Here is a 25,737-nt window from a genome sequence, read left to right as displayed (position 1 = left end):
CGCCCATGTGGAACCGTCACCAAAAGTTCGAGCGTCATTCGCTCTGGCTCACCATCGGCATCCTGATCGTCGTCTCGATCGGCGGGCTGGTGGAGATCTCGCCGCTGTTCTTCCTGGAGAGCACGATCGAGAAGGTGGAGGGCGTTCGCCCCTACACCCCGCTCGAGCAGGCGGGCCGCGACATCTACGTGCGGGAAGGCTGCTACGTCTGCCACTCGCAGATGATCCGCCCGCTTCGCGACGAGGTGGAGCGCTACGGCCACTACAGCCTGGCCGCCGAGAGCATGTACGACCACCCCTTCCAGTGGGGCTCCAAGCGCACCGGGCCTGACCTGGCGCGGGTCGGCGAGAAGTACTCCGACAGCTGGCACGTGGACCACCTGACCAACCCGCGCTCGGTGGTGCCGGAGTCGAACATGCCCCCCTACGCCTTCCTGGCGAAGAAGGAGCTCGACTACCGCGCCATCGAGGCCAAGCTGACGGCGCTGCGCAAGGTCGGCGTGCCCTACACGGACGCGCAGATCCAGAACGCCAAGGCCGACCTCGAAGCCCAGACCGACAGCTTCGCCGGCCCCACCTCGGACCTGCGGAAGCGGTACGGCGAGAAGGTCGCCCAGCGGGACTTCGACGGCGATCCCGAGCGCCTGTCCGAGATGGATGCGCTGATCGCCTACCTGCAGGTCCTGGGGACCATGGTCGACTTCAAGACCTACAAGGCCGAAAGCCCGGAGAACCTGCGATGAGCGGCCTCGACTACGAGACGGTGGCCCGCTTCGCCCAGCAGGGCGGGACCCTCTACTTCGCCGCCATCTTCGCCGCCGGCGTGGCCTACGCCCTGTGGCCGAAGCACAAGGAGGCGTTCCAGCGCCTCGCCCAACTGCCGCTCGAGAAGGACGAGAGCGACAATGTCTGACGACAAGCGCGAAATGGACGAACACTCGGGCGTCGAGACGACCGGCCACGAGTGGGACGGCATCAAGGAACTGGACAACCCGCTGCCGCGCTGGTGGCTGTGGATCTGGTACGCCACGATCGCCGCCTCGGCGGTCTACTGGGTGCTCATGCCGGCCTGGCCGGGGATCACCGGCTACACCAAGGGCCTGCTGGGCCAGTCCGACCGGGCCGAGGTCAGCCGCGAGCTCGCGGCGCTGAAAGCCCAGCGCGGCGCGGGCGAGGTGAAGCTGCGCAACGCCTCCCTCGAACAGATCGAGCAGGATCCCGAGCTGCAGGCCTACGCCATGCAGGTCGGCCAGTCGGTGTTCGGCGACAACTGCGCCACCTGCCACGGGGCCGGCGGCGCCGGGCGGGTTGGCTATCCCAGCCTGCGCGACGACGTGTGGCTCTGGGGCGGCAGCCTAGCGGACATCCAGCACACCATCCAGGTGGGCGTCCGCTCGCAGAACTCGCACACCCGCGGCGAGACCCTGATGCCGGCTTTCGGCCGGGACCAGATGCTCGAGGAGCCGGCGGTGGCGGACGTCACCGAGTTCGTGGTGGCGCTGTCCGGCCGCAAGGCCGACGGCGCGGCGGTGGAACGCGGCCGGCAGACCTTCGCCGACCAGTGCGCCGCCTGCCACGCGGCTGACGGGACCGGGGACGTGAGCCGCGGGATCCCGAACCTGGCCGATGCGGAATGGCTGTACGGCTCGGACCGCAAGGCGATCCACGACCAGATCTGGAACGGCCGCAACGGCGTGATGCCCACCTGGGAAGCGCGCTTCAGCCCCGAGACCATCAAGGCGCTCGCGGTCTACATCCACGCCAACGCCGGCGGCGGCGAGGAGCCCGCCGTGGCGGCGGCCCCGCCGACCGCCCAACCCGCCGCCGGGGGCGCCGGGAGATGACCGTCGTCATCGACCGCGTCTCGAGGCCGGACCCCGCCAGGCGCGAGGCTCCGGTCTCGGCGGCTGAGCGCGTCCGGAAGAAGGACGCGGCCGGTGGGCTCTACAAGCCGCGGACGCCGATCTATCCGAAACTGGTCCACGGCAAGTGGCGCGCCATCAAGTGGGCGCTGCTGGCCGCCATGCTGACCATCTACTACGTCACGCCCTGGATACGCTGGGACCGGCCGGGCAAGCTGCCGGACCAGGCCGTGCTGGTCGATTTCGCCGGACGCCGGTTCTATTTCTTCGACATCCAGCTGTGGCCGCAGGAAGTCCACTTCATCACCGGCCTGCTGGTGATCGCCGCGTTGAGCCTGTTCCTGGTGACGGCCCTGTTCGGCCGCCTGTGGTGCGGCTACGCCTGCCCGCAGACGGTCTGGACGGACCTGTTCATCTATGTGGAGCGCCTGTTCGAGGGGGACCGCAACGCGCGCATGCGGCTGGACGCGGCGCCCTGGTCCTTCGACAAGCTGTGGCGCAAGACGGGCAAGCACCTCGTCTGGCTGGGCATCGGCTTCGGCACCGGGGGCGCCTGGATCTTCTACTTCCACGACGCGCCGCAGCTGCTGGCCGACTTCTGGGTCGGGCAGGCGCCGGCCACGGCCTACATCTTCTGCTTCCTGCTGACGGCGACGACCTACGGCTTCGCCGGCTTCATGCGCGAGCAGGTCTGCTTCTACATGTGCCCCTGGCCGCGCATCCAAGGCGCCATGCTCGACCACCACTCGCTGCAGGTCACCTACCGCTACGACCGCGGCGAGCCGCGCGGGGCGCACAAGAAGGGCCAGGCCTGGACCGGCCGCGGCGACTGCATCGACTGCCGCCAGTGCGTCGTGGCCTGCCCCATGGGCATCGACATCCGCAACGGCCCGCAGATGGAGTGCATCAACTGCGGCCTGTGCATCGACGCCTGCGACGAAATCATGGTCAAGGTCGGCCGGCCGAAGGCCCTGATCGCCTACGACACCGACAGCGCCGTGGCCGAGCGCCAGCGGGGCAACACGCCGCGCTACAAGTTCGTGCGCCCCCGGACCGTCTACTACACGGTGGGCCTGCTCATCGTCTGCGGCCTGATGGTCTGGGGCCTGGTCACGCGCCCGCATTACGACGTCCACGCGCTGCGTGACCGCAACCCCACCTTCGTGCGCCTGCACGACGGGGCGATCCGCAACGGCTACACGCTCAAGGTCGCCAACCGCACCTTCTCGCCGCAGACCGTCGAGATCGGCTTCGAGGGCGTGCCGAACGCCCGCCTGCGCAGCCCGGGCCGCCCGGCAAGCCGGGTGCTGACCATCCGGGCCGAGCCGAACGAGGTCACCTCGGTGCGGGTGTTCGTCACCGCCGAGCCGGACGACCTGGCGAGCGCCAACATGCCGGCCGCCTTCGAGATCCGCGCCCCGGGCGAGACCCGGCGCACCAAGACCACCTTCCTTTCGGGAGCCGCCAACCCATGAGCGCCACCCATTCCCCCGCCGGCGCGCAGACCGGCTTTCGCGTCCGTGGCTGGCACGTCCTGGCCGGCGTCAGCGCCTTCTTCGCCCTGGTGATCGGGGTGGACGCTTGGTTCACGGTGCTGGCGCTGAAGACCTATCCCGGCCAGGTGTCGGTGACGCCCTACGAGGATGGGCTGCTCTACAACAAGAAGATCGCCCAGCTGGAGGCGCAGGCGAAGCTGGGCTGGCGCGCCGCCGCCGAGGCCCAGCCGGGGGTCGTCGTCCTGCTGGTGCAGGATCGCGAGGGCCAGCCGGTCGCCGGCCTGAGCGTCACCGGCAAGCTGGAACGCCCGGCCACCGAGGCCGGCCGGCGGATGCTGACCTTCCAGCGCGTCGCGCCGGGCCGCTACGAGGCGACCACAGGGGCGATCGACGGCGCCTGGGACCTGACGGCGGACGCCCGCGACGGGCAGGGCCGCACCTTCATAGCCGAGCGGAGGCTCACGTGGCGCTGACCTACGAGGCGGCTGCGGGGGCGGACTTCTCCGCCTTCCTCGGCCGGGGGACGGACGGCAAGGCGAGCCTGGACCTGCTGGTCCGCGGCGCGCGCTGCGCGGGCTGCCTGGCCAAGATCGAGGCGGCGGTAGCCGGCCTGCCGGGCGTGGAGGGCGCCCGGCTCAACCTGACCAGCGGCAAGCTCACCGTGGGCTTCCGCACCGCGTCGGGCGATCCGGCGGCCGTGATCGCGGCCTTGGACAAGCTCGGCTACCCGGCGACACCGTACGATCCCGGCCAGGCGCAGGTCGCCCATGACAAGGAAGGCCGCCGGCTGATCTTGGCGCTGGCGGTGGCCGCCTTCGGGGCCATGAACACCATGATGTTCTCGGTGCCCCTGTGGGCCGGCCTGTTCGGGCAGGAGCTCGGCCCGGCCACCAAGCAGGTGATGATGTGGTTCTCGGGCGCGGTGGGCGCGCCGTCCGCCATCTACGCCGGCCTGCCGTTCTTCCAGTCCGCGTGGCGCTCGCTGAAGGCCCGCCGGGCCAACATGGACGTGCCGATCTCGATCGGCGTGCTGCTGACGCTGGTCATCAGCTTCTCCGAGACGGTGCTGAACGGCCGCGACGCCTATTTCGACGCCGCGGTGAGCCTGCTGTTCCTGCTGCTGATCGGCCGCTGGCTGGACCACCAGCTGCGGGCCCGGGCGCGCAGCGCCGCCGGCGACCTCCTGGCCATGCAGGCCCCCGCCGCCGCCGTGCTGGACCGGGACGGCCAGGCGCACATGAAGCCGTTGGCCGAGGTGCAGCCCGGCGACCTGGTGCTGGTCCGCGCCGGCGAGCGGATCCCGGTGGATGGCCGCATCGAAGCGGGGATGTCAGAGCTCGACAACGCCCTGCTGACCGGCGAGACCGCCCCGGTGGCCGTGGCCCAGGGGGCGGTCTGCCGCGCCGGGTCGATGAACCTGTCCGGGGTGCTGCGGCTGCGGGCGCTGGCGCGGTCGGAGGACTCCGCCCTGGCGGCGATCGCGCGTCTGGTGGAGATCGGCGCCCAGTCGAAGTCCAGGTACGTGCAGCTCGCCGACAAGGCGGCCGCCATCTACGTCCCGGTGGTGCACACCGCCGCGGCCCTCACTTTCGCTGGCGGCTGGCTTGTCGGCCTGGGGCCGCGCGAGGCGCTGATCCGGGCGGTGGCGGTGCTGATCATCACCTGCCCATGCGCCCTGGGGCTGGCCGTGCCGGCGGTGCAGATCATGGCCTCGTCGCGGCTGTTCCGACGTGGCGTGCTGGTGAAGTCGGGCGCCGCCCTGGAGCGGCTCTCCGAGATCGATCACGTGGTGTTCGACAAGACCGGCGTGCTGACCGAGGGCCGGCCGCGCCTGATCGACCCCGCGCCGGCCGCGGTGACCCTCGCCGCGCCGCTCGCCCGCGCCTCGCGCCATCCGCTGGCCCGGACCTTGGCCGAGGAGGCGGGGGAGGGGCCTCTCGCCAGCCAGGTGACGGAGCACGCCGGCCAGGGCGTCGAGGGGCTGATCGACGGCCGGCGGGCCAGGCTGGGCCGCGCCTCGTTCGTGGGCGTGGAGAGCCGAGGCGGCAGCGAAACCGAGCTCTGGTTCGGCTTCGACGGCGACACCAAGGTGCGCTTCCGCTTCTCCGACCGGCTGCGCCAAGACGCCGCCGAGACGGTGGCGGCGCTCAAGGCCCGCGGGCTGACGGTGGAGGTGCTTTCCGGCGACGTGGCCGGGCCCGTGGCCGCCGCGGCGGAGGCCGCCGGGATCGACGCGTGGCGCGCCGGCCTCACCCCCCAGCAGAAGGCCGCCGCGGTGGACGCCCTGGCGGCCGACGGTCGCCGCGTGCTGATGGTGGGCGACGGCCTCAACGACGCCGCAGCCCTGGCCAAGGCGCACGCCGCCATGGCCCCCGGGACCGCCCTGGAAGCCAGCCAGAACGCCGCGGACCTGGTCTTCTCGGGCGAGGGCCTGTCGTCCGTGGCCGCCGCCTACGACGTGTCGCGCGTCGCCCGGCGGCGAGCGATGGAGAACTTCGGCTTCGCCGCGCTCTACAACCTGGTGGCCGGGCCGGCGGCCATGCTGGGCCTGGTGAACCCCTTCGTCGCCGCCCTGGCCATGTCGGGCTCGTCGCTCGCGGTGACCCTCAACGCCCTCCGGATGGGACGCAAGCCGTGACGATCCTGCTCTTCCTCGCGCCGTTCTCCCTCGGCCTCGGGTTGCTCGCTGTGGCCGCCTTCTGGTGGACCCTCAAGGCCGGCCAGTACGAGGACCCGGCGGGCGACGCGGCGCGCATCCTGCTGGACGATCCCGCCGACCGGCCCGGCGCTTGATCGCGGTCAAGGCGGCCGGCGCGTCGCCCAGGCATGCTCAGGACGCTGCCGGGAGGAGACCATGACCGCCGCCAACCTTGCCTACCTGCTGATGATCCTGGGCGCCTACGCGCTGTTCGTGTTGGTGCTGGGCGCCTACTGGGTGAGGTCGGCCTTCGCGGCCAGGAAGCCGGCGGAGAAGATCGTGATCACCCGGGCCAAGGAGCCGGCGCCCGCTGAGCCGGCGCGCAAGCGCGCGGCCTGAGCCCGCACTCAGCCGCGCAAGGCCGCACGGATCCAGCCCGACAGGGCGTCCCCCACCAGCGGCTTCTCGACAATCGGCACCCCGGCCGCGGCGGCCGCCTGACGCACCGCGCGCTTGGGATTGCTGGTGATCAGCAGGGCGGGCAAGGCGACTTGGCGGCCCCGCAGCCGGGCGAGCGCCGCCAGTCCCCCGATGCCGGGCATCCGCTCGTCCAGAACAAGGCAGGCGTCCCGTTCCGGCAGGTCACGGGTCAGCAGGGCCTCGCCGCAGTCCAGCGTCTCGACGGCGAAGCCCTCCAGCTCGAGCGCGAACTGCAGCGAGCTGCGCACCGCCGGATCGTCGTCGACTACGATGACGAGCGGCAGCTCCGGGGAGGGCGTCGAGCGGGCGGGCATCGGTCCAGCATGACGCCAGCCGCAGGCCCCGGCCTTGACCTAAAGCAAGCCGTCAGAAGCCGGCGAGCAGGGCCATCCGGACCAGCTCCGACAGCCCCGAGGCGCCGGTCTTGGTCATCACATTGGCGCGGTACACCTCGACGGTGCGCGGGCTGATCCCGAGGTCGTAGGCGATCACCTTGTTCGGCTTGCCGGCGATGACGCCCCGCAGCACCTCCTGCTCACGAGGCGAGAGGCCCTCGAGCATGGCTTCAAAGCGGCGTTTCTCGCCGTGCTGCTGGTCCTCGCGTTCGCGCGCGTCGAGAGCGGATCGTACGGCCTGCAGGAGCGCCTCGTCGTCGAACGGCTTCTCGAGGAAGTCGATCACCCCCGCCTTCATGGCCTCGACGGCGAGCGGCACGTCGCCGTGGCCGGTGATCACGATCACCGGCTGTTGCACGCCGCGCTCCTTCAATCGGCGCACCAGTTCGAGCCCGTTCATCTCAGGCATGCGCACGTCGGTGACGATGCAGCCGGGCTCCAGGCCGTCCAGCTGCTGCAGGAAGGCGACGGCGGACTCGTAGGTCCGCGCCCTGATGCCGGCGCTGTCGAGGAGGAAGCTCAGCGACTCGCGCATGGCCTCGTCGTCGTCGATCACATGAACAAGGGTGTCACTCAACGTCCGTAAGCTCCCCTTCGGGCGCCGCCATGAGGGTGAAGCGGAAGATAGCGCCGCCGGCGGGATTCGGCTCAACCCAGATGTGGCCGCCGTGCGCCTCCACGATGGTCCGCGAGATCGACAGCCCCACGCCCATGCCCTGCTGTTTGGTGGTGATGAACGGCTGGAACAGCTGGTCGGCGATCTCGGCGCTGATGCCTGGGCCGGTATCCGTGACGGAGACCTCGACCATGTCCTCGGGCGCCGGCCTCGCGGCCACGAGGAGGTCGCGCCTCGTGCTGTCCTCCATGGCGTCGATGGCGTTGCGCATCAGGTTCAGCACCACCTGCTGGATCTGCACCTTGTCGGCCAGCACGAGGTCGACCTTGCGATCAATCGCGAACCGCAGCCGCACGCCGCGTTCCTTGGCGCCGACCATGGCCAGGGCGCCGGCCTCTTCCAGCAGCTGGGGCAGGCTCTCGATCCGGCGCTCGGCCTCGCCCTTGCCCACGAAGTCGCGCAGCCGCCGGATGATCTGGCCGGCGCGGAGGGCCTGCTCGCCGGCCTGGGTGAGGGCGTGCCTGACCTTGGCCTTGTCGACGGGATCCTGGTCGAGCAGCCGCACGCTGCCCTTCACATAGTTGGCGACGGCCGAGAGCGGCTGGTTCAGCTCGTGGGCGAGGGCGGAGGCCATCTCGCCCATGGCCGTTAGCCGGCCCACATGGACCAGCTCGGACTGCACATCCTGCAGCCGGCGCTCGGTGGCCTGGCGCTCGGTGAGGTCGCGCACGAAGCCGGTGAAGAACCGCCGCTCGCCCAGCCGCATCTCGCCGACGGCCAGCTCCATGGGGAAGGTCGAGCCGTCGCGTCGCAGGCCGACCACCACCCGGCCGATCCCGATGATCCGCCGCTCGCCGGTCGTCATGTAGCGGTCGAGGTAGGAGTCGTGCGCGTCGCGGTACGGGTTGGGCATCAGGACGGAGACGTTCTGCCCGATCGCCTCGGCGGCGCTCAGCCCGAACAGCCGTTCGGCGGCCGCGCTGAACGACTGCATCACGCCACGCTCGTCGATCAGGATCATGGCGTCCGGCACGGTGTCGAGGATCGACTGCAGGTGCGCCTCGCGCTGCTCCAGGTGTTCCAGGGCTGCGGTGGTGTCGCGTGAGGCGCGCGCCATCTTGCCGCCGGCGAGGCCGCTGGCGATCCCCAGCAGGGCGAAGACGATGGCGCTGACCAGGTTGGCGGGATCGCTGAGCAGGGCCTGGCCGCTGAACAGCACCGAGACGGCGAGGCTCAGCGCCGTCGCCAGGAGGGCCGCGCCGAAGCCCCCCACGCCAGCGCTGATCATCAAGGCGGGGACGAACAGCAGGAAGCTGGAGCGCTGATGGAAGAACGGCTCCAGCGCGAGCCGCACCAGAGCACAGCCGGCCGTGGCAAGAACCGCGACCCCAAAGGTGGCGGGGCGGGAGAAAGGCGCGGTGCGGACGCGGGGCATCGCCGCACGCCTACGGCCGAACCGGCCCCCGCGCAACCTTGCGGCGGTCTCCTGGGCGGCTAGTCGGCGAGCTCTTCAAGCCGCTCCCACTTGCACACCTTGAAGCGGCGGGTGGAGGGGAACTCCACGATCGCCTGCGACTGCAGCTGGGTCAGCATGCGCGAGACGGTCTCGATGGTCAGGCCAAGGTAGTCGGCCATGTCCTGGCGGCCCATGGCCAGCTCGACGGCGCCGGCGTCGCTGCTTTCGGCCTGGGCGAGCAGGAAGGCGGCGACCTTTTCCTGGGCGGTCTTGCGGCCGAGCAGCAGGAGGTGCGCCTGGGTGCGTTCCAGCTCGCGGTGGGTGGCTTCCAGGATCGCCCGGTCGAGGGCGGCGTCGCCGGCCGTGGCCCGCACGGTGGCGCGCTTCACCACCAGCACCACGCAGTCGCTCAGCGCCTCCGCCGAGAAGCGATGGTCTGGACCGGTCTCCAGCCCCAGCAGGTCGCCGGGGTAATAGAAGTCTCCGACCTGCCGGCGGCCGTCGCTGGTCAGCCGGATCGTGCGGACCGAACCGGAGACGACGCGGTAGAGGAATTCCACCTGGTCGTCCTGGGCGTAGATCTCTTCGTTGCGGGCGAAGGTCATCCGAACGCCGACACGATCCATCAGCTCGGTGATGGCGGCTTCCGGGCGAGCGCCGCGGTGGTCGTCGAGGGGGTAGGCCAGGGTCATCGCTCGCTCCGTTTCGATGACCAAGAGGTGCCATGCGCCCCCCTGAGCCGAAATTCGGGGCGTTCCCCTAAGTAATTCTACGGAAGAGCTGCGCAGGCGCCGCGGCGAGGGCTTCACAAGCTCATCGAACTGCGCCAAGATTACATCTGTAACACGGAGAGGCGGCCTTGAGCGACTACGATGTGAGGCGCGGGCGGCGACGGGTACGCCCCGTGGTCGCCCTGGGGATCGGAGCGCTGGCCGTGGGGGTGGCGGCGTTCGCGGCCTGGGAGATCCGGGACCTGCTGGCCCGGCGCTCGGCGGCGATCTCGGCGGCCCGCGAGTGGACCATCAAGGGCCCGCCCTGTGCTTCGCTGAACGCCGCAGAGTTCCGGGCTCGCGGGCTCTCGGCGCCCAAAGCCTTCGAATATGAGGGCGTGGTGATGGCCCGGCGGTACGGCCACGTGGACTGCAGGATGCTCCGCACGAACGGCGGCAGGGGTTTCTCGTCCTTCGCGCTCTGCCAATTCACCGGCCCGGGCGCCCTGCACGTGAAGACCGGCAAGACGGAGGCCTGGTTCGAGACCGGCGCAGGCCAGCCGGCCACGGTCTCCACCGAAGGCGGCGTGCCTCGCTGCGTGCTGAATTCGAAATTCCGCTTGCAGGGCGGGCGTTTGACCTACGGTTAACCTGCTAACGGCATTCTCCCGAAAAAAGACAACGATGTTACGGGAGAGCTCTCTGTTGGAGACGTCCAGGAGCGCCGGTTCGCCAGCCGCCGAGGCCGGAGTGGAGCGGGGGGCCAGCGGGCTCAGCCTGTACGCCGCCTCCGCCCGCAATGTCGTGCCTCGCGTGATCAGCAGCATCGCCGTGGTCGCGGTGGCGGCGTTCTACGTCTCGCCGCTCTGGACGGGGCTTTGGGTGATCGCGGTCTGGGCCAGCCTCTTCGCCAGCATCGTCCTGACGAGCGCCATCGATCGGCACGGCGACGGTCCCTGGGCGCGTCGGCTGTGGCTTGCCTTGAACTCCAACAGCGTGCTCAGCGGCGCGATCCAATGCGTGATGATCATCGCGCTCTGGGAGTCCGGCTACGCGGTGGCGGGCACGTTCGCCCTGACGATCGCCTTCCTGGGCGCCACCTACGTCCTGCTGCAGTATTACGCGAGCCCAACGCTCTTCCGGCTGCTGCTGACGCCCTATGTCGGCGTGCTGGTTTGGATCGCCGTCGACCTGGCTTGGACCGCGCGGACGCCCATGGCCACGATCGCCGCCCTGGCGGCAGCGGTCAGCTGCGCCAATTTCTTCTTCCTCTCGCGCCGGATGCTGGACCGGTCGCGCAACGCCCTGCGTCAGGCGCGTGCCCGGGCCGAGGCGGGCGAGCTCGCGGCCGAGGCGGCCAACGCGGCCAAGAGCACCTTCCTGGCCACCATGTCACACGAGATCCGCACCCCGCTCAACGGCGTGCTCGGCATGGCGCAGGCCATGTCGGCCGACGAGCTCACGCCGCTGCAGCGCGACCGGCTGTCGGTGATCCAGCAGTCGGGGGAGGCGCTGCTGGCGATCCTCAACGATGTGCTCGACCTTTCCAAGATCGAGGCTGGGAAGCTGGAGCTGGAGACGATCGAGTTCGAACTGGCGGAGGTGGTCCGCGGCGCCCATTCGGCGTTCACCGCCCTCGCCAACAAGAAGGGCCTGTCGTTCGCGGTCGACGTGGAGCCGGCGCGCGGCCGCTACCTGGGCGATCCGACGCGGATCCGGCAGATCCTCTACAACCTGATCTCCAACGCCCTGAAGTTCACCGAAGCCGGCGAGGTGCGGGTGACCGCCCGGCGCAACGGCGACCTGCTGGAGATCGCCGTCGCCGACACCGGGCTCGGCATCTCGGAAGAGGGCCTGCAGCGGCTGTTCGCCAAGTTCGACCAGCTGGATTCGTCCACCACCCGCAAGTTCGGCGGCACGGGCCTGGGCCTCGCCATCTGCCATGAGCTGGCCGTGCTGATGGGCGGCGGCATGCACGTGGAGAGCGAGCTTGGCCGCGGCTCACGGTTCATCCTGCGCGTGCCGCTGGAGCGGGTCGGCGAGGAGCGGCTGGTGGCGGAATACGCCCCCCCGCCGCCGGCCCAGCGCGCCTCTCTGGGCCTGCGCGTGCTGGCCGCCGAGGACAACACGGTCAACCAGCTGGTCCTCAAGACCCTGCTGCACCAGCTGGGGGTCGAGCCGGTGGTGGTCGACTGCGGCCGCGCCGCCCTGGAGGCCTGGGAGACCGAGGCCTGGGACGTGATCCTGATGGACATCCAGATGCCGGACATGGACGGGGTCACCGCCGCCGAGCACATCCGGCGGCGGGAACGCGAGACGGGACGAACCCGCACCCCCATCGTGGCCCTGACCGCCAACGCCATGAGCCACCAGGTGGCCCAGTACCTGGCCGTCGGCATGGACGGGCACGTCGCCAAGCCGATCCAGGCCATGGCCCTGTTCCAGGCCATCGTCGATGTCACGGACGAGGAGCCCGCGGCCGACCAGGCGCCGGCCGCGGACGTGGCCTGAGCCTTACTTGTAGCGGTCGAACCAGGCGAGGATCGCCTCGGCCTTGGCCGCCGACTGCGAGGGACGGGCCGTGAGCCCGTGGCCGGCGCCCGGCACCCGCACCAGGGCGGTTGGTACGCCACGATACTGCAGCGCCTGGAAGTACTGCTCCGACTCCGAAGGCGGGGTCCGGTAGTCCTCCTCGCCCACCACGACCAGGGTCGGCGTCTTCACATTGCCCACAAGCGAGAGCGGCGAACGGGCCCAGTACCCCTGCGGGTCCTCCCACGGCATCTTCCCGAACCAGTAGGGGCCGAAGAAGGTGTAGAGGTCGGCCGTCAGGACGTGGCTGGTCCAGTTGATCACCGGCTTCTGCGTGGCTGCGGCCTTGAAGCGGTCGGTCTTGCCGACGATCCAGGACGTCAGGGTGCCGCCGCCGGAGCCGCCGGTGACGTAGAGCCGGTTCTGGTCGACGTAGCCCTTGGCGATCGCCGCATCCACCACGCTCATCAGGTCGTCGTAGTCGTGGCTCGGGTAGTTGTGGTGGATCTCGTTGGCGAAGGCCTCGCCGTAGGACGTGGAGCCGCGCGGGTTGGCGTAGACCACCACATAGCCGGCGCGGGCGTAGAGTTGCACGTCCGTGGAGAAGTAGGGTCCGTAGGCCTGGAACGGCCCGCCATGGATCTCGAGGATCAGCGGGTACTTGCGCGACGGGTCGAAGTTTGGCGGGAGCGCGATCCAGGCGTCGATCGGCTTCTTGTCGTAGCTGGAGACGGTGGGCAGGTGCTCCACCCGCGCCAGGCTCTTGCCAGCGAACAGGTCGTCGTTCAGGCGGGTCAGGCGCTGAACCCTGCCGCCGCGGGCGATCGCGATGTCGGACGGATGCTCCGGCGTATTGAGCGTGAAGGCCACCACCCCGTTCCGCCCCACAGAGAACTGGCCGCCGCTGTAGGGGCGGTCTAGCGAGCTGCCGCCCAGGCCCTGGGCTACCGTCTCCAACCGTCCGTCGAGGCTGACCCGCGCGACCTTGGTGATCCCCTTGTCGTCATAGTCGACATAGAGGCTGCGGCCGTCCGCCGACCACTCGGGATTGCCCACGCTGCGGTCAAGGGCGCCGGTCAAGACCCGGACGTTCCGGCCGTCGCGATCCATCACGTAGAGCCGCTGGTTCTCGTACCCGCGGCGGCGCTGGTCGTCGTAGCCCACGTAGGCGATCTTGGAACCGTCCGGCGAGACGGCCGGGGCGAGGTCGGGCCCGACCCGATTGGTCAGCCGGGTCAGCGCGCCGTCGGCGACAGTGACCTGGTAGATCTCGCTTTCCTGGGGATCACGCCGCCAGTTCTCGGCGCGATTGGACGCGAAGAGCACGGCGCGGCCGTCGCGGCTGAAGCTGATCGGTCCGGAGTTGTCGAATTTGCCGAAGGTCAGCTGCCGCGGCGAGCCGCCGTCAGCGGAGACGGCGAAGATGTGCCTGTGACCGGGCTTGAGATAGCCCGCGCCGTCCGCCCGGTAGATGATCTGGTCGATGACCTTCAGGGGCTCCGCCCACTTCGCGCCCTCCGGCTTCTTCATCGGAGCGCCGAGCGAAGCGCCGTCGTCCAGCACCAGCATGGTGAAGGCCAGCATCTTGCCGTCGGGGGACCAGGCGATGTCGTTGGGCGCCTGTTCCAGGGTGGCCACCCGAGCCGAGCGGCCGTTGGCCAGCCACTTCACATAGAGCTGAGGCGGCCCGCCCGGCGCGGCGGACACATAGGCCAGCCGCGTCCCGTCCGGCGACCAGCGTGGGGTCGAGCTTGAGGTCTCCTCGGCGACAAGCGGCGACTGCGCCCCGTTGGCGGGGTCGACGAGCCAGATCGAGCGGCGGCCGGCATCCGTCATGATGTCGTAGGTGGTCCGCACATAGGCGACGGCGCCGCCGTCCGGCCGCACCTGTGGATCCGAGGCGGTGCGCAGGCCGAAGAGGTCCCGAGGCGTGAAGGTGCGCGAGGGGCCGTCCGCGGCCTTCGAGGCAGCCGCGGGGGCGGGCGCGTCCGCCACCTGGGCCGCAACCGGCGCGTACGCCACCGCAACCGCTGCGAGCGCAGCGGACACCATCAAGCCCAGACGCATGGCGACACCCCACCTGCCTTCAGAGAATCCGAGCCGGAATAAACGGCCCGCTAACCGCGATGCGTCAATCTCCGCCGTTGAACTTCGCGAGTTCTCCGGATGCCCCGTCGAACCCTTCCCAACGCACACATGCGGCCCGACGACCTGGCGTCGCTGAAGGTGCTGATCGTGGACGACAACCCGAACGTGCAGCGCCTGATCGGCGACGTGCTGCGCGCGGGCGGCGTGGGCTTCGTCGATTTCGCCGAGGACGGCCAGCGCGCACGGCAGATGCTGGCCCGCTGGGACCCGGACATCATCTTCTGCGACTGGAACATGCCCGTGATGAGCGGGCTCGAGCTCACCCACTCGATCCGCCGCGCCGCAGTCAACCCGGATCGCCGCGTGCCCAATCCCGAGGTGCCGGTGGTGATTGTCACCGCCCATCGGTCGCAGCGCGAGGTGGAAGAGGCCCGCAAGGCGGGCGTCAACGAGTTCGTCATCAAGCCGTTCACGCCGGCGGCCCTGCTGTCCCGCATCGAGCTGGTGCTCACCAAGCCCCGGCCATTCATCGTCAGCGAGGCCTACATCGGCCCCGACCGGCGGCGACGCGTCGAGCTCAGCTACTCCGGCCCGCTGCGGCGCATGAGCGACCCCGACGAGGTGGTGGACACCGTCGAGCGCTCGGCCACTCGGGAGACCATCAGCGTCGAACTGGAGGCGCTGCGCCGGCTGATCCAGGTGCGTGGCGGGGTCGACCGCGACACGCTGAAGATGACCTACCGGGTGATGCAGCACACCAGCTTCCGGGCGCGCCAGGTGCGCGACAACATGGTGGACCGCGCCTCCAAGCTGCTGATGGATTACGTGGAGGCCATGGGCGGCCACGACGCCTGCGATCCCAAGGTTCTCGACATCCACTTCAAGGCCATCGGCAACCTGCTGGACATGGGGCCGGAAGACGCTCGCGAAGCGGCCAAGCTGGTCAGCCACCTCGCGGCGGTGGTGAAGCAGAAGGTGGCGCGGGCGCAGAAGGCGGCGTGACCGCGCGGCCGTGGGCCGCTAAACCCGCGCGATGGCCGAAGCCTTCAACGACAAGATCCTGCCGGCCGCCAAGGCCGAGCGTTATGCCGCCGTCGCCGAGGAGATCGCCTCGGTGCTCGAGGGCGAGAAGAACCTCACCGCCCGTATGGCGACTGTCGCCTCGATGCTGGCCAACAGCTTCGAGGACTATTTCTGGACCGGCTTCTACGTGGTCGATCCCGACAAGCCGGACGAGCTGGTGGTCGGGCCCTACCAGGGAACCCTCGGCTGTCTGCGCATCGCCTTCGGCCGCGGCGTCTGCGGCGCGGCGGCGCGGAGCCGGCAGACCCAGGTGGTGCCGGATGTGCACGCCTTTCCGGGTCACATCGCCTGCGACAGCCGCTCGGCGAGTGAGATCGTCGTGCCGGTGGTGGACAGCCAGGGCCAGCTGATCGCCGTCTTCGACGTGGACTCGGAACGACCGGACGCCTTCGACGAGGTCGACGCCGAGTGGCTGGAGCGGATCCTGCTGCGCACCTTCGCCCACTGATCCCGCGAAGTTGACGCGCACGTCACGGCAGGGCGTTGGCTTACGCAGCGTCGGCCTCATACATTTGTTCGCGACGCGCGGGAGACCGCGCCCGAACCTCTTCAGGGAGCTTGAGAGACATGGCTGAGGCCTACATCGTCGCCGCAACCCGCACCGCCGGTGGCCGCAAGGGCGGCCGCCTCCGCGAATGGCACCCGGCCGACCTGGGCGCGGTGGTGCTGAACGAGCTGGTCGATCGCACCGGGGTCGATCCCGCCGCCGTCGAGGACGTGGTCATGGGCTGCGTCATGCAGGTGGGCGAGCAGTCGACCAACATCGCGCGCAACGCGGTGCTCGCCTCGCGGCTGCCGGAAAGCGTGCCGGCCACCTCGGTGGACCGCCAGTGCGGCTCCTCGCAGCAGGCCCTGCAGTTCGCCGCCCAGGCGGTGATGAGCGGCACCCAGGACATCGTCATCGCCTCGGGCGTCGAGAGCATGACCCGCGTGCCCATGGGCCTGTCCGTGGCCCTGCCGGCCAAGAACGGCTTCGGCGTGCCGAAGAGCCCGCGGATGGAGGAGCGCTACCCGAACATCCAGTTCAGCCAGTTCATGGGCGCCGAGATGGTCGCCGAGAAGTACAAGCTGACCAAGGACCAGCTGGACGAGTACGGCTACCTGTCCCACCAGCGCGCCATCGCCGCGACCCAGGGCGGAGCCTTCAAGGACGAGATCATCGCCGTCGACGGCAAGGACGCCGAGGGCAACGCGGTGCGTCACGACAGCGACGAGGGCATTCGCTACGACGTCTCCATCGACGGCATGCGCGGCGTGAAGCTGCTGCAGGAAGGCGGCCGCATCACCGCGGCGACCTCCAGCCAGATCTGCGACGGCGCGTCCGGCGTGATGATCGTGTCCGAGAAGGCGCTGAAGGAGCACAACCTCACGCCGATGGCCCGCATCCACCACCTGTCGATCATGGGCCACGACCCGGTGATCATGCTGGAGGCGCCGATCCCGGCGACCGAGCGCGCGCTGAAGAAGGCCGGAATGTCGATCGACGAGATCGACCTGTTCGAGGTGAACGAGGCCTTCGCCTCGGTGCCGGTGGCCTGGCTGAACACCACGGGCGCCGACCCGGACCGGCTGAACGTCAACGGCGGCGCCATCGCGCTCGGCCACCCGCTCGGCGCCTCGGGCACCAAGCTGATGACGACCCTGCTCTACGCCCTGAAGAACCGCGGCAAGCGCTACGGCCTGCAGACCATGTGCGAAGGCGGCGGCATGGCCAACGTCACCATCGTCGAGCGGCTCTAGCCCGCCAGGGCCTTGCGGCCCGACGAGGGATCGGCAATCCACGCATGGCCGGGCGCAAGCCCGGCCATGTTCGTTTTCGGGAGGGCCAGATGGCGGGACGGGTGTTGGCGATCACCGGCGCGTTCGGGGTGCTGGGCCAGGCGGTGGCGAAGGCCGCGGCCGCGCAGGGCTGTCGGCTGGCGCTGATCGATTACGCCAAGGACGCGCCGGGCGGCCTGCCTGCGGGCGAGGACGTGTTCGTGCAAGGGGGCGTCGACCTGACGGACGCGGTCGCCGCCGGCGCGGCCATCGACGCGGCCGCCGACCGGTTCGGGGCGCTGGACGCCTTGCTGAACATCGCCGGCGGTTTCCGCTGGGAGACCGTCGAGGGCGGCTCCATGGAGAGCTGGCATGGCCTCTACCGCATGAACGTGCTGACCGCCTCCAACGCCAGCCGGTCCGCCATCCCGCACCTGAAGCGGAGCGCCGCGGGGCGCATCGTCAACGTCGGCTCCAACGCCGCCCTCAAGGCCTCGGTGGGCATGGGCGCCTACGCCGCGGCCAAGGCCGGCGTCCACAGCCTGACCCAGGCGCTCGCCGAGGAGCTGAAGGCCGACGGGGTCACCGTCAACGCCGTGCTGCCCTCGATCATCGACACGCCCGCCAATCGCGCCGACATGCCGAAGGCGGACTTCGCCGCCTGGGTTGCGCCGGACGACTTGGCCGCCGTGATCCTGTTCCTGGCGAGCGAGGAGGCCCGGGCCGTGACCGGGGCGTTGCTCCCGGTCACCGGGCGGGTCTAGCGATCCTGTTACGCGAAAGCCGCACCGGTTCTTCGAAATCACGCTGTACGCCGAACGTCGCTAGTCGGCCCGACTGAACCCCTCCACAAATGCAACAGGGGAGGGGGGCCGTCCAATGAGCTCCTGGATCATGATTGCCGCAGCGGCGCAGCCTGCGACGGCGCAGGAAGTTGTGGCGCCGCAGCCGCCGGCTGCGCCGGAGCGCGGGGTGATCGCCTATCCCCCCAGCTTCTTCGCCGAAGCCGCGCCGACCAGCGCCTACGACATGGTGATCCGCCTGCCGGGCTTCACCTTCGACAAGGGCCAGACGGTGCGCGGCCTGGCGGGGTCGGGCGGCAACGTGCTGATCGACGGGGCGCCGCCGGTCTCCAAGAACGACGCTTTGGACGAGACGCTGAAGCGGATCCCCGCCGCCACCGTGGAGCGCATCGAGCTGATCCGCGGCGGCGCGCCCGGCGTCGACATGGAGGGCCGCAGCATCATGGCCAACGTGGTGCGCCGGCAGGGGTCCGGCTTCCGCGGCGCGGTGATGCCCGGCAGCTACTTCATCTACGACGGCCGAACCCTGCTGGGGCTGAGGGGCGAATTCCAGTGGCGCTGGCCCGGCGGCCGCTCGGCGGAGCTGGCCCAGGTCTATGGCAAAGGCCCGAGCGACGACCTCGGCGACGGCCATCGCACCCGCTATGGCCCCACTGGTGCTGTGATCCTGCGCTCGGACGTGGACGCCGACGGCCAGGGGCTTCGCCAGTGGACCACCGGCGCCTACGAGACGCCGTTCGCCGGCGGCCGGGCGCGGATCAACGGCGCCTTCATGCTGACCCCCGCCAGTGTGGAGATCTACGACCGCATCCAGGGCGGCGGGCTGGAGTACGAGTACAACAAGATCGACCGGCTGCAGGCCGAGCTCGGCGGGCGGTTCACCCGCCCCCTGACCGAGCGGCTGTCCATGGAGGCGGTGGCCTTCCAGCAGTGGAACAACAACAAGACCTATGTGCGCTTCGAGGCGCCGGGCCTGGTCCGCCGCTTCGTGCTGGACCGCGAGACCACCGAGAGCGTCGGGCGGCTGCACCTGCGCCACCGCTTCAGCCCGCGGGTCTCTCTCGAGGCCGGCGTCGAGGGCGCCCTGAACCAGCTCGACAGCGAGACGGAGCTCAACATCAACGGCGCCGCCGTCTTCCTGCCCGCCGCCAATGTGCAGGTGGAGGAGACCCGCGGCGAGGTCTTCGCCCGGGGCACCTGGCGCCCCAGCCCACGCCTGACCGTCGAAGGCGGGGTGCGCCAGGAGGGCTCCACCGTCACGTCCGAAGGCGATGTGGTGCTCGAGAAGACGCTCACCTACACCAAGCCGCGGCTCGCGCTCACCTGGGCCCCGGACGCGGCCACCCAGGTGCGCCTGCGCCTGGAGCGGGAGGTGGGCCAGCTCAATTTCGACGACTTCGTCGCCTCGCAGAGCGTCGGCTCGCTGGGGGTGATCGTGGTCGGCAACCCCGACCTCGTGCCGCAGCAGGCCTGGGTGGCCGAGGCGGCGGTGGAGCGCCGCTTCTGGGGCAGCGCCGCGGTGGTGCTGACGGCCCGCCACTTCGAGATCAAGGACACCGTCGATCGGGGCCCGGCGCGCACCGCCGCGGGCGAGATCATCCGCGATCCCGTCACCGGCCTGCCGCTGGCGGACCGTCCGGAGAACATCGGCAAGGGGACCAAGGACGAGCTGCAGGCCAGCGTCTCGTTCCCCTTGGACAGGTTCCGCATCCGCGCAGCCCAGCTGAAGGCGCAGTCCACCTGGCGGCGCACGGAGGTCACCGATCCGCTGACCGGCGAAAAGCGCGAGATCAGCCTCGTCCACCCGGTCGACTGGACGCTCAACTTCAGCCAGGACCTGCCGGCCCTGAAGGCCACCTGGGGGATCGACGTGTCCGGCGCCTTCCGGGAGCGGGCCTACCGCCTGACCGAGGTGGAAACCAAGAAGCAGTCGGCCTGGACGGTTGTCTACGGCGAGTACAAGCCAAGGCCCGACTGGATCATCCGCCTGGAGGCCCAGGGCGCCACGTTGCGTAACGTGAAGCGCATTCGCGAGGTCTACCGCGGCGCCCGCGATCCCTCGCGCCTCGCCTTCACCGACGTTCGCGACCTGGAATGGGGCGGCAGCCTGTACCTGCGGATCCGCAAGATCCTCGGCTAGCGAGGCGTCAGGCTGATCACCGCCTCGGTATCCCCCTCCACGGCTGGCCGCGTGAAGCGCAGGGGGAAATAGGTCCCTGCGGCCCAGAGCGGGAACAGGTCGCGGTAGTGCGGGCTGAACGGGTCCCCCGACTGCCCTGGCGTGTTCACGGCCATGGAGTTGTCCCAGGCGCCCACGTCCAGCACCAGCCGCACCGAGGCGCCGGCGGTCTGACGGAAATCGCTGCCGCGCCAGCTGGCCGCGCGCGGAGTCGAGGCGGAGCCCGCCACCTGCAGCGGGCCGACGCTCATCTGGGCGGCGAGCTGCGGGTCGGCCAGCACCGCCGCGGCGGGCTCGAAGCGCGCCTGGTGCAGCCGGCCCCAGCTCCAGGCGGCCATGTCCGGGCCGAGGCGGCCCTTCAGCTCGTCCAGGGCGGCGCGCAGGCTGCCCAGCAGGATCGGGTCGCGTACGCGGCGCGGCTGGCGCTCATGCCAGAGCAGGACGGGATCGGGCGAGCTCGCGCCGACCAGCGCGTGAGCGGCGGGCGGGGTGGCGGCGCGGACGGTGGCGGGTCCCAGGTGCTTCACGGCCCAGGTCTCGTAGATCGCGGCGGCCGCACTGTCGGTCCGTTCGTCGGCGTCCCAGGATTTCAGGAGGGCGAGCGCCCGGGCGAGTTCTGGGTCGTCGCTGGCCAGCGGCGCGAGCAGGGCCTGCCCGCGTCGGGCCTGGGCGCTGACGCTGTCGCCCTGCAGGGCCATGGAGTCGGCGAGCGTCGCCTTCGGCGTGGCGGAAAGCACCTCCTTGATCCGCACCGATCGCGTGCGGTCGGCCCATTCGAAGCCGAGCTGCCGGGCCTGGCGCGGGTAGGCCGGATCGGCCGGGATGTTCATCTCGTTGGCGGTGGCGAAGAAGCCTTCCGTGGGGTTGCGCACCGCGGGAAGCCCGCCATCGGCCAGAAAGCCGCGCCACTCATAGCGACCGTCGCCGGGCACGGGCGTCAGGCCGTCCCAGTTCGGCCGCACGGGCGTGCGGCCCGCCGCGGACCAGCCGATCTCGCCCGAGGTGTCGGCGTAGACAAGGTTCAGCGGCGGCGCGCCCCAGCGGTCGCGCGCGGTCTGGAAATCCGCCCAGCCCGCGGCGCGCCACATCCGCGACGAGCCGAAGTAGCCGGCCAGGCCCGGCTCGTTCCAGACGGTGCGCAGGGCGAAGGCCCGGTTCTTGGCGGGATCGACCTTCAGCACCGGCCCGTGGCGCGTGAAGCGCAGCTCCACCTCGCGTGGCGCCTCGCCCTTCACCTCGATGGTCTCCCTGACCACCCGCATGGGCTCGAAGCCGCCCTTGTAGCGATAGGCGTCGCCCCGGGTCTCGTAGACGTAGAGGTCCTCCTGATCGATGTAGAAGATGGTGATGCCGAAGGCCGTCTTGCCGTTATGCCCAAAGGAGACGCCGGGCAGGGCGGGCTCGCCGGCCCCGATGATCGACAGCCCCGGCGCCTCCAGGTGAGCGATGTAGCGCAGGGAAGGGACGCCCACCGGCCGGTGTGGGTCGTTGGCTAGGATCGGGCGGCCGGTGGCGGTGCGCGGGGGCGCGATCACCCAGTTGTTGGAGCCCTCCGCCGCCTGCGATTCCAGGAACTGCGCGAGCTCCACGGCGCCGGGCGCGCGGCCCTGCTTGTGACCGGCCAGCGGGGCGAAGCTCACCGGTGCGGTGCCGAGGGTGTAGTCCTTCAGCACGTCCTCGGGGACCTCGCAGGGGTCGAGTCCGGGCGGGATCTTCGGGGTGTGCTCCGGCTCGAGGCGGCGGCGCAGCGCATCCGCCGCCAGGCCGCCGGCGCAGACCGTGCGGGCGCGGGCGACCTCCGAGGCGGCGTTGGACACCAGGGCGTGACTGCGGATGCGCAGGATGTCCTCCGCGGCCCACGGCTCCGGGCGGCTGTCTGTCAGCCGGAACTCCGGCGGCAGCGGTCGGGCGCCGGCGTTCACCTCGGCCACGTAGGCGTTCACACCCGAAGCGAAGGCCTCGACCGCCTCCCGGCCGCCCGGATCGTAGGCCGCCCATTCGGCGGCCATGTCGCCGCGGTAGAGGAAGAGGCGCGCCGCCCGGTCCTGCTCCACATAGGCGGGGCCGAAGCTGGCCGACAGCCGGCCCAGCCCCCGTTTTCGCCACAGGTCGATCTGCCAGAGCCGGTCGCGCGCGGCGTTCCAGCCTTGCAGGAAGAAGGCGTCCCGGGCGCTCTTGGCATAGATGTGCGGGACGCCCCAGCGGTCGACCAGGATCTCGGCCGGCTGCTGCAGCCCGGCCACCGACTGGGCCTCCCGCCGGACCGCCGTGGTGAGCTCGGCGTTGGCCGGTCCGGCCAGCACGGCAAGCAGCGCCGCAGCGCCTGTGATCCTGCCCAGCATCCCGTCTCCTTCGCTCCGCCGCCTGAGTTTGCGGCGCGGGGTGCGCCGAGCGCAAGGCCGTGGGCTCAGGCGTCGGCCGCCGCCTCGGTCGAAAGCGGCAGTTCCAGCTCGCAGACCACGCCTTCGGGGCGCCAGTCCATGCGGGTGCGCCCGCGCAGCGGCCCCTCAAGCGCCCGCTGCAGCATGTTCGTGCCCAGGCCGCGGCGGCGGGGTGGGCTGACCGGCGGGCCCCCGATCTCCTCCCACCGGATGACCAGCGGGCCAGCCTCCCGGGTCCAGCCCACGCGGACGCGCCCGGTTGGGACGGAGAGCGCGCCATACTTCGCGGCGTTGGTGGCCAGCTCGTGCAGGGCCATGGCGATGGCCTGCGCGGCCGCGGGCGGCAGGGCCACATCCTGCCCTTGGATGGCGACGCGCCCGGCCTCGCCAAGGCTGAAGGCGAGCAGCTCTTCCTCCACCAGGGTGCGCAGGTCGGCCCCCTCCCAGCGGGCGTCGGCCAGCAGCTGGTGGGCGCGCGCCAGGGCGTTGATCCGGCCGACGATCACCTCCTTCAGCGCCTTAGTGTCGTCCGCCCGGCTAAGGCTGACCGTGCCCTGCACAACGGCCAGCAGGTTGTTGGCCCGATGGTCGACCTCGCGAGCCAGCAGCTTCAGGCGCTCCTCGCCATGCTTGCGCTCGGTGACGTCCAGAACCACGCCGATCGCCGTGCGCGGCTGCCCATTGGGCCCCAGCAGGAATTCGGCCCGGATCAGCAGCCAGCGGATCTCGCCGTTTGGCCACCGGTACTGGAACTCGGCCTCGATGAAGCGTTCCCCGCGACCGAGCGCGGCTTGGGCCAAGCCCCGAACCCGATCGAGCTCCCCAGGCGCATAGCGTCCGTTGACCTCCTCCAGCGTCGGCTGCGCATCTTCCGGCAGGCCGAGGATGCGGTTGAGTTCGGGGCTGTTGGTGAGGGCGCCGGTGGCGGCGTCGGCCTGCCACACCGCCATCCGTCCGGCCTCCACCGCCAGCCGTAAGCGCGCTTCCGAGGCGGCCAGGGCCGCTTCGGCCTGCTTGCGTGAGGTGATGTCCTGCAAGGTGCCGACGTACCGTGTGGCGACCGGCTTGCCGTCCCGCTCCTGGAACACGGCGCGGCCGCGAGCGAGCACCCAGCGCTCGTCACAGGCAGGGGTGATGATGCGGTACTCATAGGGGGAATCGTCGCGGATCTCCGGATCCAGGGCCCGCTGGCTCTGCGGGCCCGTCCAGAGGAGGTCGTCCGGATGGGTGATGCCCCGGACCTTCTCGAAGGTGACCGGTTCGTCCGCGGTGAACCCGCAGATCGCCCGGGCCTCCGGGGAATAGACCATCTCGTTCGTGGCCAGACGCCAATCCCAGACGCCCACCTGGCCCGCCGAAGTGGCGAGGTCCAGCCGCGCCTGCGACTCGCGCAAGGCCGCCAGCAGGCCCTCCCGCTCGCGCATCTGGGCGTCGCTCTCGGCGGCGAAACGCAGCGCCGAGCCGCGGTAGGCGTCGGCCACGACGATGATCAGCATCGAGGAGGCGACGAAGAGCGCCAGGTTCACCGGCTGCGCGGGACTGTCGAAGCCGAAGCTCATTTTCGGCTCGACGAAGAAGTACCAGGTGCCGAGTCCCCCAAGCACCATGGTGGCCACGCCGGCGCGTCCCCCGGCCAGCATGGTGGCGACGAGGACCGCCGGGAAGGACAGGGCGAACGGCACGATGCCGGGGGTGACGGTCTCGAGCGCCGCCCGCACGGCGAGCGCCACCGTCGCGGCGACCGCGGCGAGGCCGAGTTCGACGGCCAGCCGCGGCGCCGACGTCTCGACGCGGCCCGGCAGGTCGAATTCGGTGAGGCGGCGGATCAAGTGCAAGGCCCAGCGCGAGTCGACCCGGGCGGCCACGCGCCCCGGCCGTGCTCTTCGCGCGTGTTGGTTGTGTCGGTCAAGCCGCGGCCGCGGGGGCCACCCGCCAGACGATGTCGCCCACGTCGTCGGCGACCAGCAGGCCGCCGCGGCTGTCGACGGCCACCCCTACCGGCCGTCCCAGGATCTGGTTCTTCTCGTTCAGGAAGCCCGTGAGGAAGGCCTGCGGCGAGGTCTGGGGCACGCCGCCTGAGAAGGGCACGAAGACCACGCGATAGCCGTTCAGCGGCCGCCGGTTCCAGGAGCCGTGCTGGCCGATGAAGGCGCCGCCGCCGTACTGCGGCGGGAAGGCCTGGGCGGTGTAGAAGGCGAGACCCAGGGAGGCGGTGTGCGGGCCGAGCCCGTAGTCGGGCTTGATGGCGCGGGCCACGAGGTCCGGCCTTTGCGGCTGCACGCGCGCGTCGACGTTCTGGCCGAAATAGCTGTAGGGCCAGCCGTAGAAGCCGCCGTCCTTCACCGAGGTCATGTAGTCGGGAACCAGGTCGTTGCCGAGCTCGTCCCGCTCGTTGACCGCGGTCCAGAGCTGGCCGGTGACCGGCTCCCAGCCCAGCCCGTTGGGGTTGCGAAGGCCGGTGGCGAACAGGCGCAGGCCCCGTCCGTCGAGGTTGTACTCCCAGATCGCCGCACGGCCCTCCTCGATCTCCAGGCCGTTTTCCCCGACGTTCGAATTGGAGCCCACGGTGGCGTAGAGGCGGCCGCCGTCCGGGCTCGCGATCAGGCTTTTGGTCCAGTGGTGGTTGCGCGGCTCGCCCGGCAGGTCGAACACCCGCTCGCCGGTCCCGGCGACCTGCGTCTGCCCGTCCTGGTACGGGAAGCGGACCACGCCGTCGTCGTTGGCTACGTAGAGGTGGCCGCGCGCCAGCGCCATGCCGAAGGGCCGTTTCAGGCCCTGGGCGAAGGTGGTCTTCAGCTCGGCGACGCCGTCGCCATCCGCGTCCCGCAGCAGGGTGATGGTGTTGGGGCTCTTCTGAAGCGAGCCCACGCGCTTCATCAGGGCCTGCATGATCTGGTCTCGCAGCCCCTTGGGCGGCTTGGCCTCGGACGACGACTGGGCGACCAGCACGTCGCCGTTGGGCAGGACCAGGAGCCACCGCGGGTGCTCGATCCCCGCGCCGAACCGGGTGACGACAAAGCCCGGCGGGGCCTTCGGCGTGGCGCCGGCCGGCCAGCCCACCGCCTTGGGCGTGCCGACGACCGGCAGCAGGGCTTTCTGCGGCGCCGGCAGCGGCGGGTTGGGCCCGAAGCCGACGAAGGGATCGGACGAGCCGCTGGAGCAGGCCGCCATGGCGACGCCCGCAAGGGCGAGGACGGCGACGAGGGCAGGGCGCATCTTTGGAGACCTCCGTTGTCGCTGCACCATAGTGCAGGCGCGGC

At 70.7% G+C, this 25,737-nt stretch carries 23 protein-coding genes; 15 read left to right on the top strand and 8 right to left on the bottom strand.

Going from position 1 to position 25,737, the window contains the following annotated elements; translation table 11 throughout:
• Positions 1 to 5: 5 nt before the first annotated feature.
• The 8 genes from ccoO (at position 6) to VIL67_RS08855 (ending at position 6,395) form a co-directional block, all read left to right on the top strand.
• Complete coding sequence (ccoO, locus tag VIL67_RS08890; RefSeq protein ID WP_332048521.1) at positions 6 to 743, top strand: cytochrome-c oxidase, cbb3-type subunit II; 738 nt, start codon at positions 6 to 8, stop codon at positions 741 to 743.
• A complete protein-coding gene (locus VIL67_RS08885) occupies positions 740 to 913 on the top strand; it encodes a cbb3-type cytochrome c oxidase subunit 3 (protein WP_332048520.1) in 174 nt (57 codons plus the stop codon). The genes ccoO and VIL67_RS08885 overlap by 4 nt, the downstream gene beginning before the upstream one ends.
• On the top strand, positions 906 to 1,844 hold the full coding sequence (gene ccoP, locus VIL67_RS08880) for a cytochrome-c oxidase, cbb3-type subunit III (RefSeq protein ID WP_332048519.1): 939 nt from the start codon (positions 906 to 908) through the stop codon (positions 1,842 to 1,844). The genes VIL67_RS08885 and ccoP overlap by 8 nt, the downstream gene beginning before the upstream one ends.
• The gene (ccoG, locus tag VIL67_RS08875) at positions 1,841 to 3,337 is read left to right on the top strand and encodes a cytochrome c oxidase accessory protein CcoG (protein ID WP_332048518.1); all 1,497 of its coding nucleotides are present in this window, start codon (positions 1,841 to 1,843) and stop codon (positions 3,335 to 3,337) included. The genes ccoP and ccoG overlap by 4 nt, the downstream gene beginning before the upstream one ends.
• Complete coding sequence (locus tag VIL67_RS08870; protein WP_332048517.1) at positions 3,334 to 3,831, top strand: FixH family protein; 498 nt, start codon at positions 3,334 to 3,336, stop codon at positions 3,829 to 3,831. The genes ccoG and VIL67_RS08870 overlap by 4 nt, the downstream gene beginning before the upstream one ends.
• Positions 3,828 to 5,996, top strand: a complete 2,169-nt coding sequence (locus VIL67_RS08865; protein ID WP_414696203.1) for a heavy metal translocating P-type ATPase — start codon at positions 3,828 to 3,830, stop codon at positions 5,994 to 5,996. Before VIL67_RS08870 ends, VIL67_RS08865 begins: the two co-directional genes overlap by 4 nt.
• Positions 5,993 to 6,151, top strand: coding sequence for a cbb3-type cytochrome oxidase assembly protein CcoS (ccoS, locus tag VIL67_RS08860; protein ID WP_332048515.1), 159 nt, complete (start codon positions 5,993 to 5,995; stop codon positions 6,149 to 6,151). The genes VIL67_RS08865 and ccoS overlap by 4 nt, the downstream gene beginning before the upstream one ends.
• A 61-nt stretch (positions 6,152 to 6,212) precedes the next feature.
• Positions 6,213 to 6,395, top strand: a complete 183-nt coding sequence (locus VIL67_RS08855; protein WP_332048514.1) for a hypothetical protein — start codon at positions 6,213 to 6,215, stop codon at positions 6,393 to 6,395.
• 8 nt (positions 6,396 to 6,403) lie between these two features.
• Here VIL67_RS08855 and VIL67_RS08850 read toward each other — a convergent pair whose 3' ends face one another.
• The 4 genes from VIL67_RS08850 to VIL67_RS08835 all read right to left on the bottom strand — a co-directional run bounded on the left by VIL67_RS08850 (position 6,404) and on the right by VIL67_RS08835 (position 9,635).
• Complete coding sequence (locus tag VIL67_RS08850; RefSeq protein WP_332048513.1) at positions 6,404 to 6,790, bottom strand: response regulator transcription factor; 387 nt, start codon at positions 6,788 to 6,790, stop codon at positions 6,404 to 6,406.
• A gap of 52 nt (positions 6,791 to 6,842) precedes the next feature.
• Complete coding sequence (gene fixJ / locus VIL67_RS08845; RefSeq protein WP_332048512.1) at positions 6,843 to 7,448, bottom strand: response regulator FixJ; 606 nt, start codon at positions 7,446 to 7,448, stop codon at positions 6,843 to 6,845.
• Positions 7,441 to 8,841: a sensor histidine kinase gene (locus tag VIL67_RS08840; protein WP_414696194.1), complete on the bottom strand. Its 1,401-nt coding sequence runs from the start codon at positions 8,839 to 8,841 to the stop codon at positions 7,441 to 7,443. Before VIL67_RS08840 ends, fixJ begins: the two co-directional genes overlap by 8 nt.
• 140 nt (positions 8,842 to 8,981) lie before the next feature.
• Positions 8,982 to 9,635, bottom strand: a complete 654-nt coding sequence (locus VIL67_RS08835) for a helix-turn-helix domain-containing protein (RefSeq protein WP_332048510.1) — start codon at positions 9,633 to 9,635, stop codon at positions 8,982 to 8,984.
• 167 nt (positions 9,636 to 9,802) lie between these two features.
• On the opposite strand from VIL67_RS08835, the gene VIL67_RS08830 reads away from it, so the two are divergent.
• A complete protein-coding gene (locus VIL67_RS08830) occupies positions 9,803 to 10,303 on the top strand; it encodes a hypothetical protein (protein WP_332048509.1) in 501 nt (166 codons plus the stop codon).
• A 55-nt stretch (positions 10,304 to 10,358) separates the two neighbouring features.
• A complete protein-coding gene (locus VIL67_RS08825) occupies positions 10,359 to 12,164 on the top strand; it encodes an ATP-binding protein (protein ID WP_332048508.1) in 1,806 nt (601 codons plus the stop codon).
• Between the two features lie 3 nt (positions 12,165 to 12,167).
• On the opposite strand, the gene VIL67_RS08820 is transcribed toward VIL67_RS08825, so the two are convergent.
• On the bottom strand, positions 12,168 to 14,252 hold the full coding sequence (locus tag VIL67_RS08820) for a S9 family peptidase (RefSeq protein ID WP_332048507.1): 2,085 nt from the start codon (positions 14,250 to 14,252) through the stop codon (positions 12,168 to 12,170).
• Positions 14,253 to 14,381: 129 nt separating this feature from the next.
• Between VIL67_RS08820 and VIL67_RS08815 the strand changes: the two genes are divergently transcribed.
• The 5 genes from VIL67_RS08815 (at position 14,382) to VIL67_RS08795 (ending at position 20,057) form a co-directional block, all read left to right on the top strand.
• A complete protein-coding gene (locus VIL67_RS08815; RefSeq protein WP_332048506.1) occupies positions 14,382 to 15,275 on the top strand; it encodes a response regulator in 894 nt (297 codons plus the stop codon).
• A gap of 31 nt (positions 15,276 to 15,306) precedes the next feature.
• Entirely contained in the window at positions 15,307 to 15,804 is a 498-nt protein-coding gene (locus VIL67_RS08810; protein WP_332048505.1) for a GAF domain-containing protein, read from the top strand.
• A 119-nt stretch (positions 15,805 to 15,923) separates the two neighbouring features.
• The gene (locus tag VIL67_RS08805) at positions 15,924 to 17,096 is read left to right on the top strand and encodes an acetyl-CoA C-acetyltransferase (RefSeq protein ID WP_332048504.1); all 1,173 of its coding nucleotides are present in this window, start codon (positions 15,924 to 15,926) and stop codon (positions 17,094 to 17,096) included.
• 89 nt (positions 17,097 to 17,185) lie between these two features.
• Positions 17,186 to 17,878, top strand: coding sequence for an SDR family NAD(P)-dependent oxidoreductase (locus VIL67_RS08800; RefSeq protein ID WP_332048503.1), 693 nt, complete (start codon positions 17,186 to 17,188; stop codon positions 17,876 to 17,878).
• 115 nt (positions 17,879 to 17,993) lie between these two features.
• Complete coding sequence (locus VIL67_RS08795) at positions 17,994 to 20,057, top strand: TonB-dependent receptor plug domain-containing protein (protein WP_332048502.1); 2,064 nt, start codon at positions 17,994 to 17,996, stop codon at positions 20,055 to 20,057.
• Here the strand turns inward: VIL67_RS08795 and VIL67_RS08790 are convergent.
• The 3 genes from VIL67_RS08790 to VIL67_RS08780 all read right to left on the bottom strand — a co-directional run bounded on the left by VIL67_RS08790 (position 20,054) and on the right by VIL67_RS08780 (position 25,693).
• Positions 20,054 to 22,438, bottom strand: coding sequence for a penicillin acylase family protein (locus VIL67_RS08790; protein WP_332048501.1), 2,385 nt, complete (start codon positions 22,436 to 22,438; stop codon positions 20,054 to 20,056). The two genes, VIL67_RS08795 and VIL67_RS08790, sit on opposite strands and share 4 nt — an antisense overlap.
• A 65-nt stretch (positions 22,439 to 22,503) precedes the next feature.
• A complete protein-coding gene (locus VIL67_RS08785; RefSeq protein WP_332048500.1) occupies positions 22,504 to 24,306 on the bottom strand; it encodes a PAS domain-containing protein in 1,803 nt (600 codons plus the stop codon).
• A 76-nt stretch (positions 24,307 to 24,382) separates the two neighbouring features.
• Positions 24,383 to 25,693, bottom strand: coding sequence for a PQQ-dependent sugar dehydrogenase (locus tag VIL67_RS08780; protein ID WP_332048499.1), 1,311 nt, complete (start codon positions 25,691 to 25,693; stop codon positions 24,383 to 24,385).
• Positions 25,694 to 25,737 lie beyond the last annotated feature (44 nt).

Origin of the sequence: Phenylobacterium sp. (genome assembly GCF_036563385.1) — a bacterium.
Lineage (GTDB): Bacteria > Pseudomonadota > Alphaproteobacteria > Caulobacterales > Caulobacteraceae > Phenylobacterium.
The sequence above is the reverse complement of the archived record's forward strand: the minus strand, read 5'-3'. Positions and strand labels throughout refer to the sequence as shown.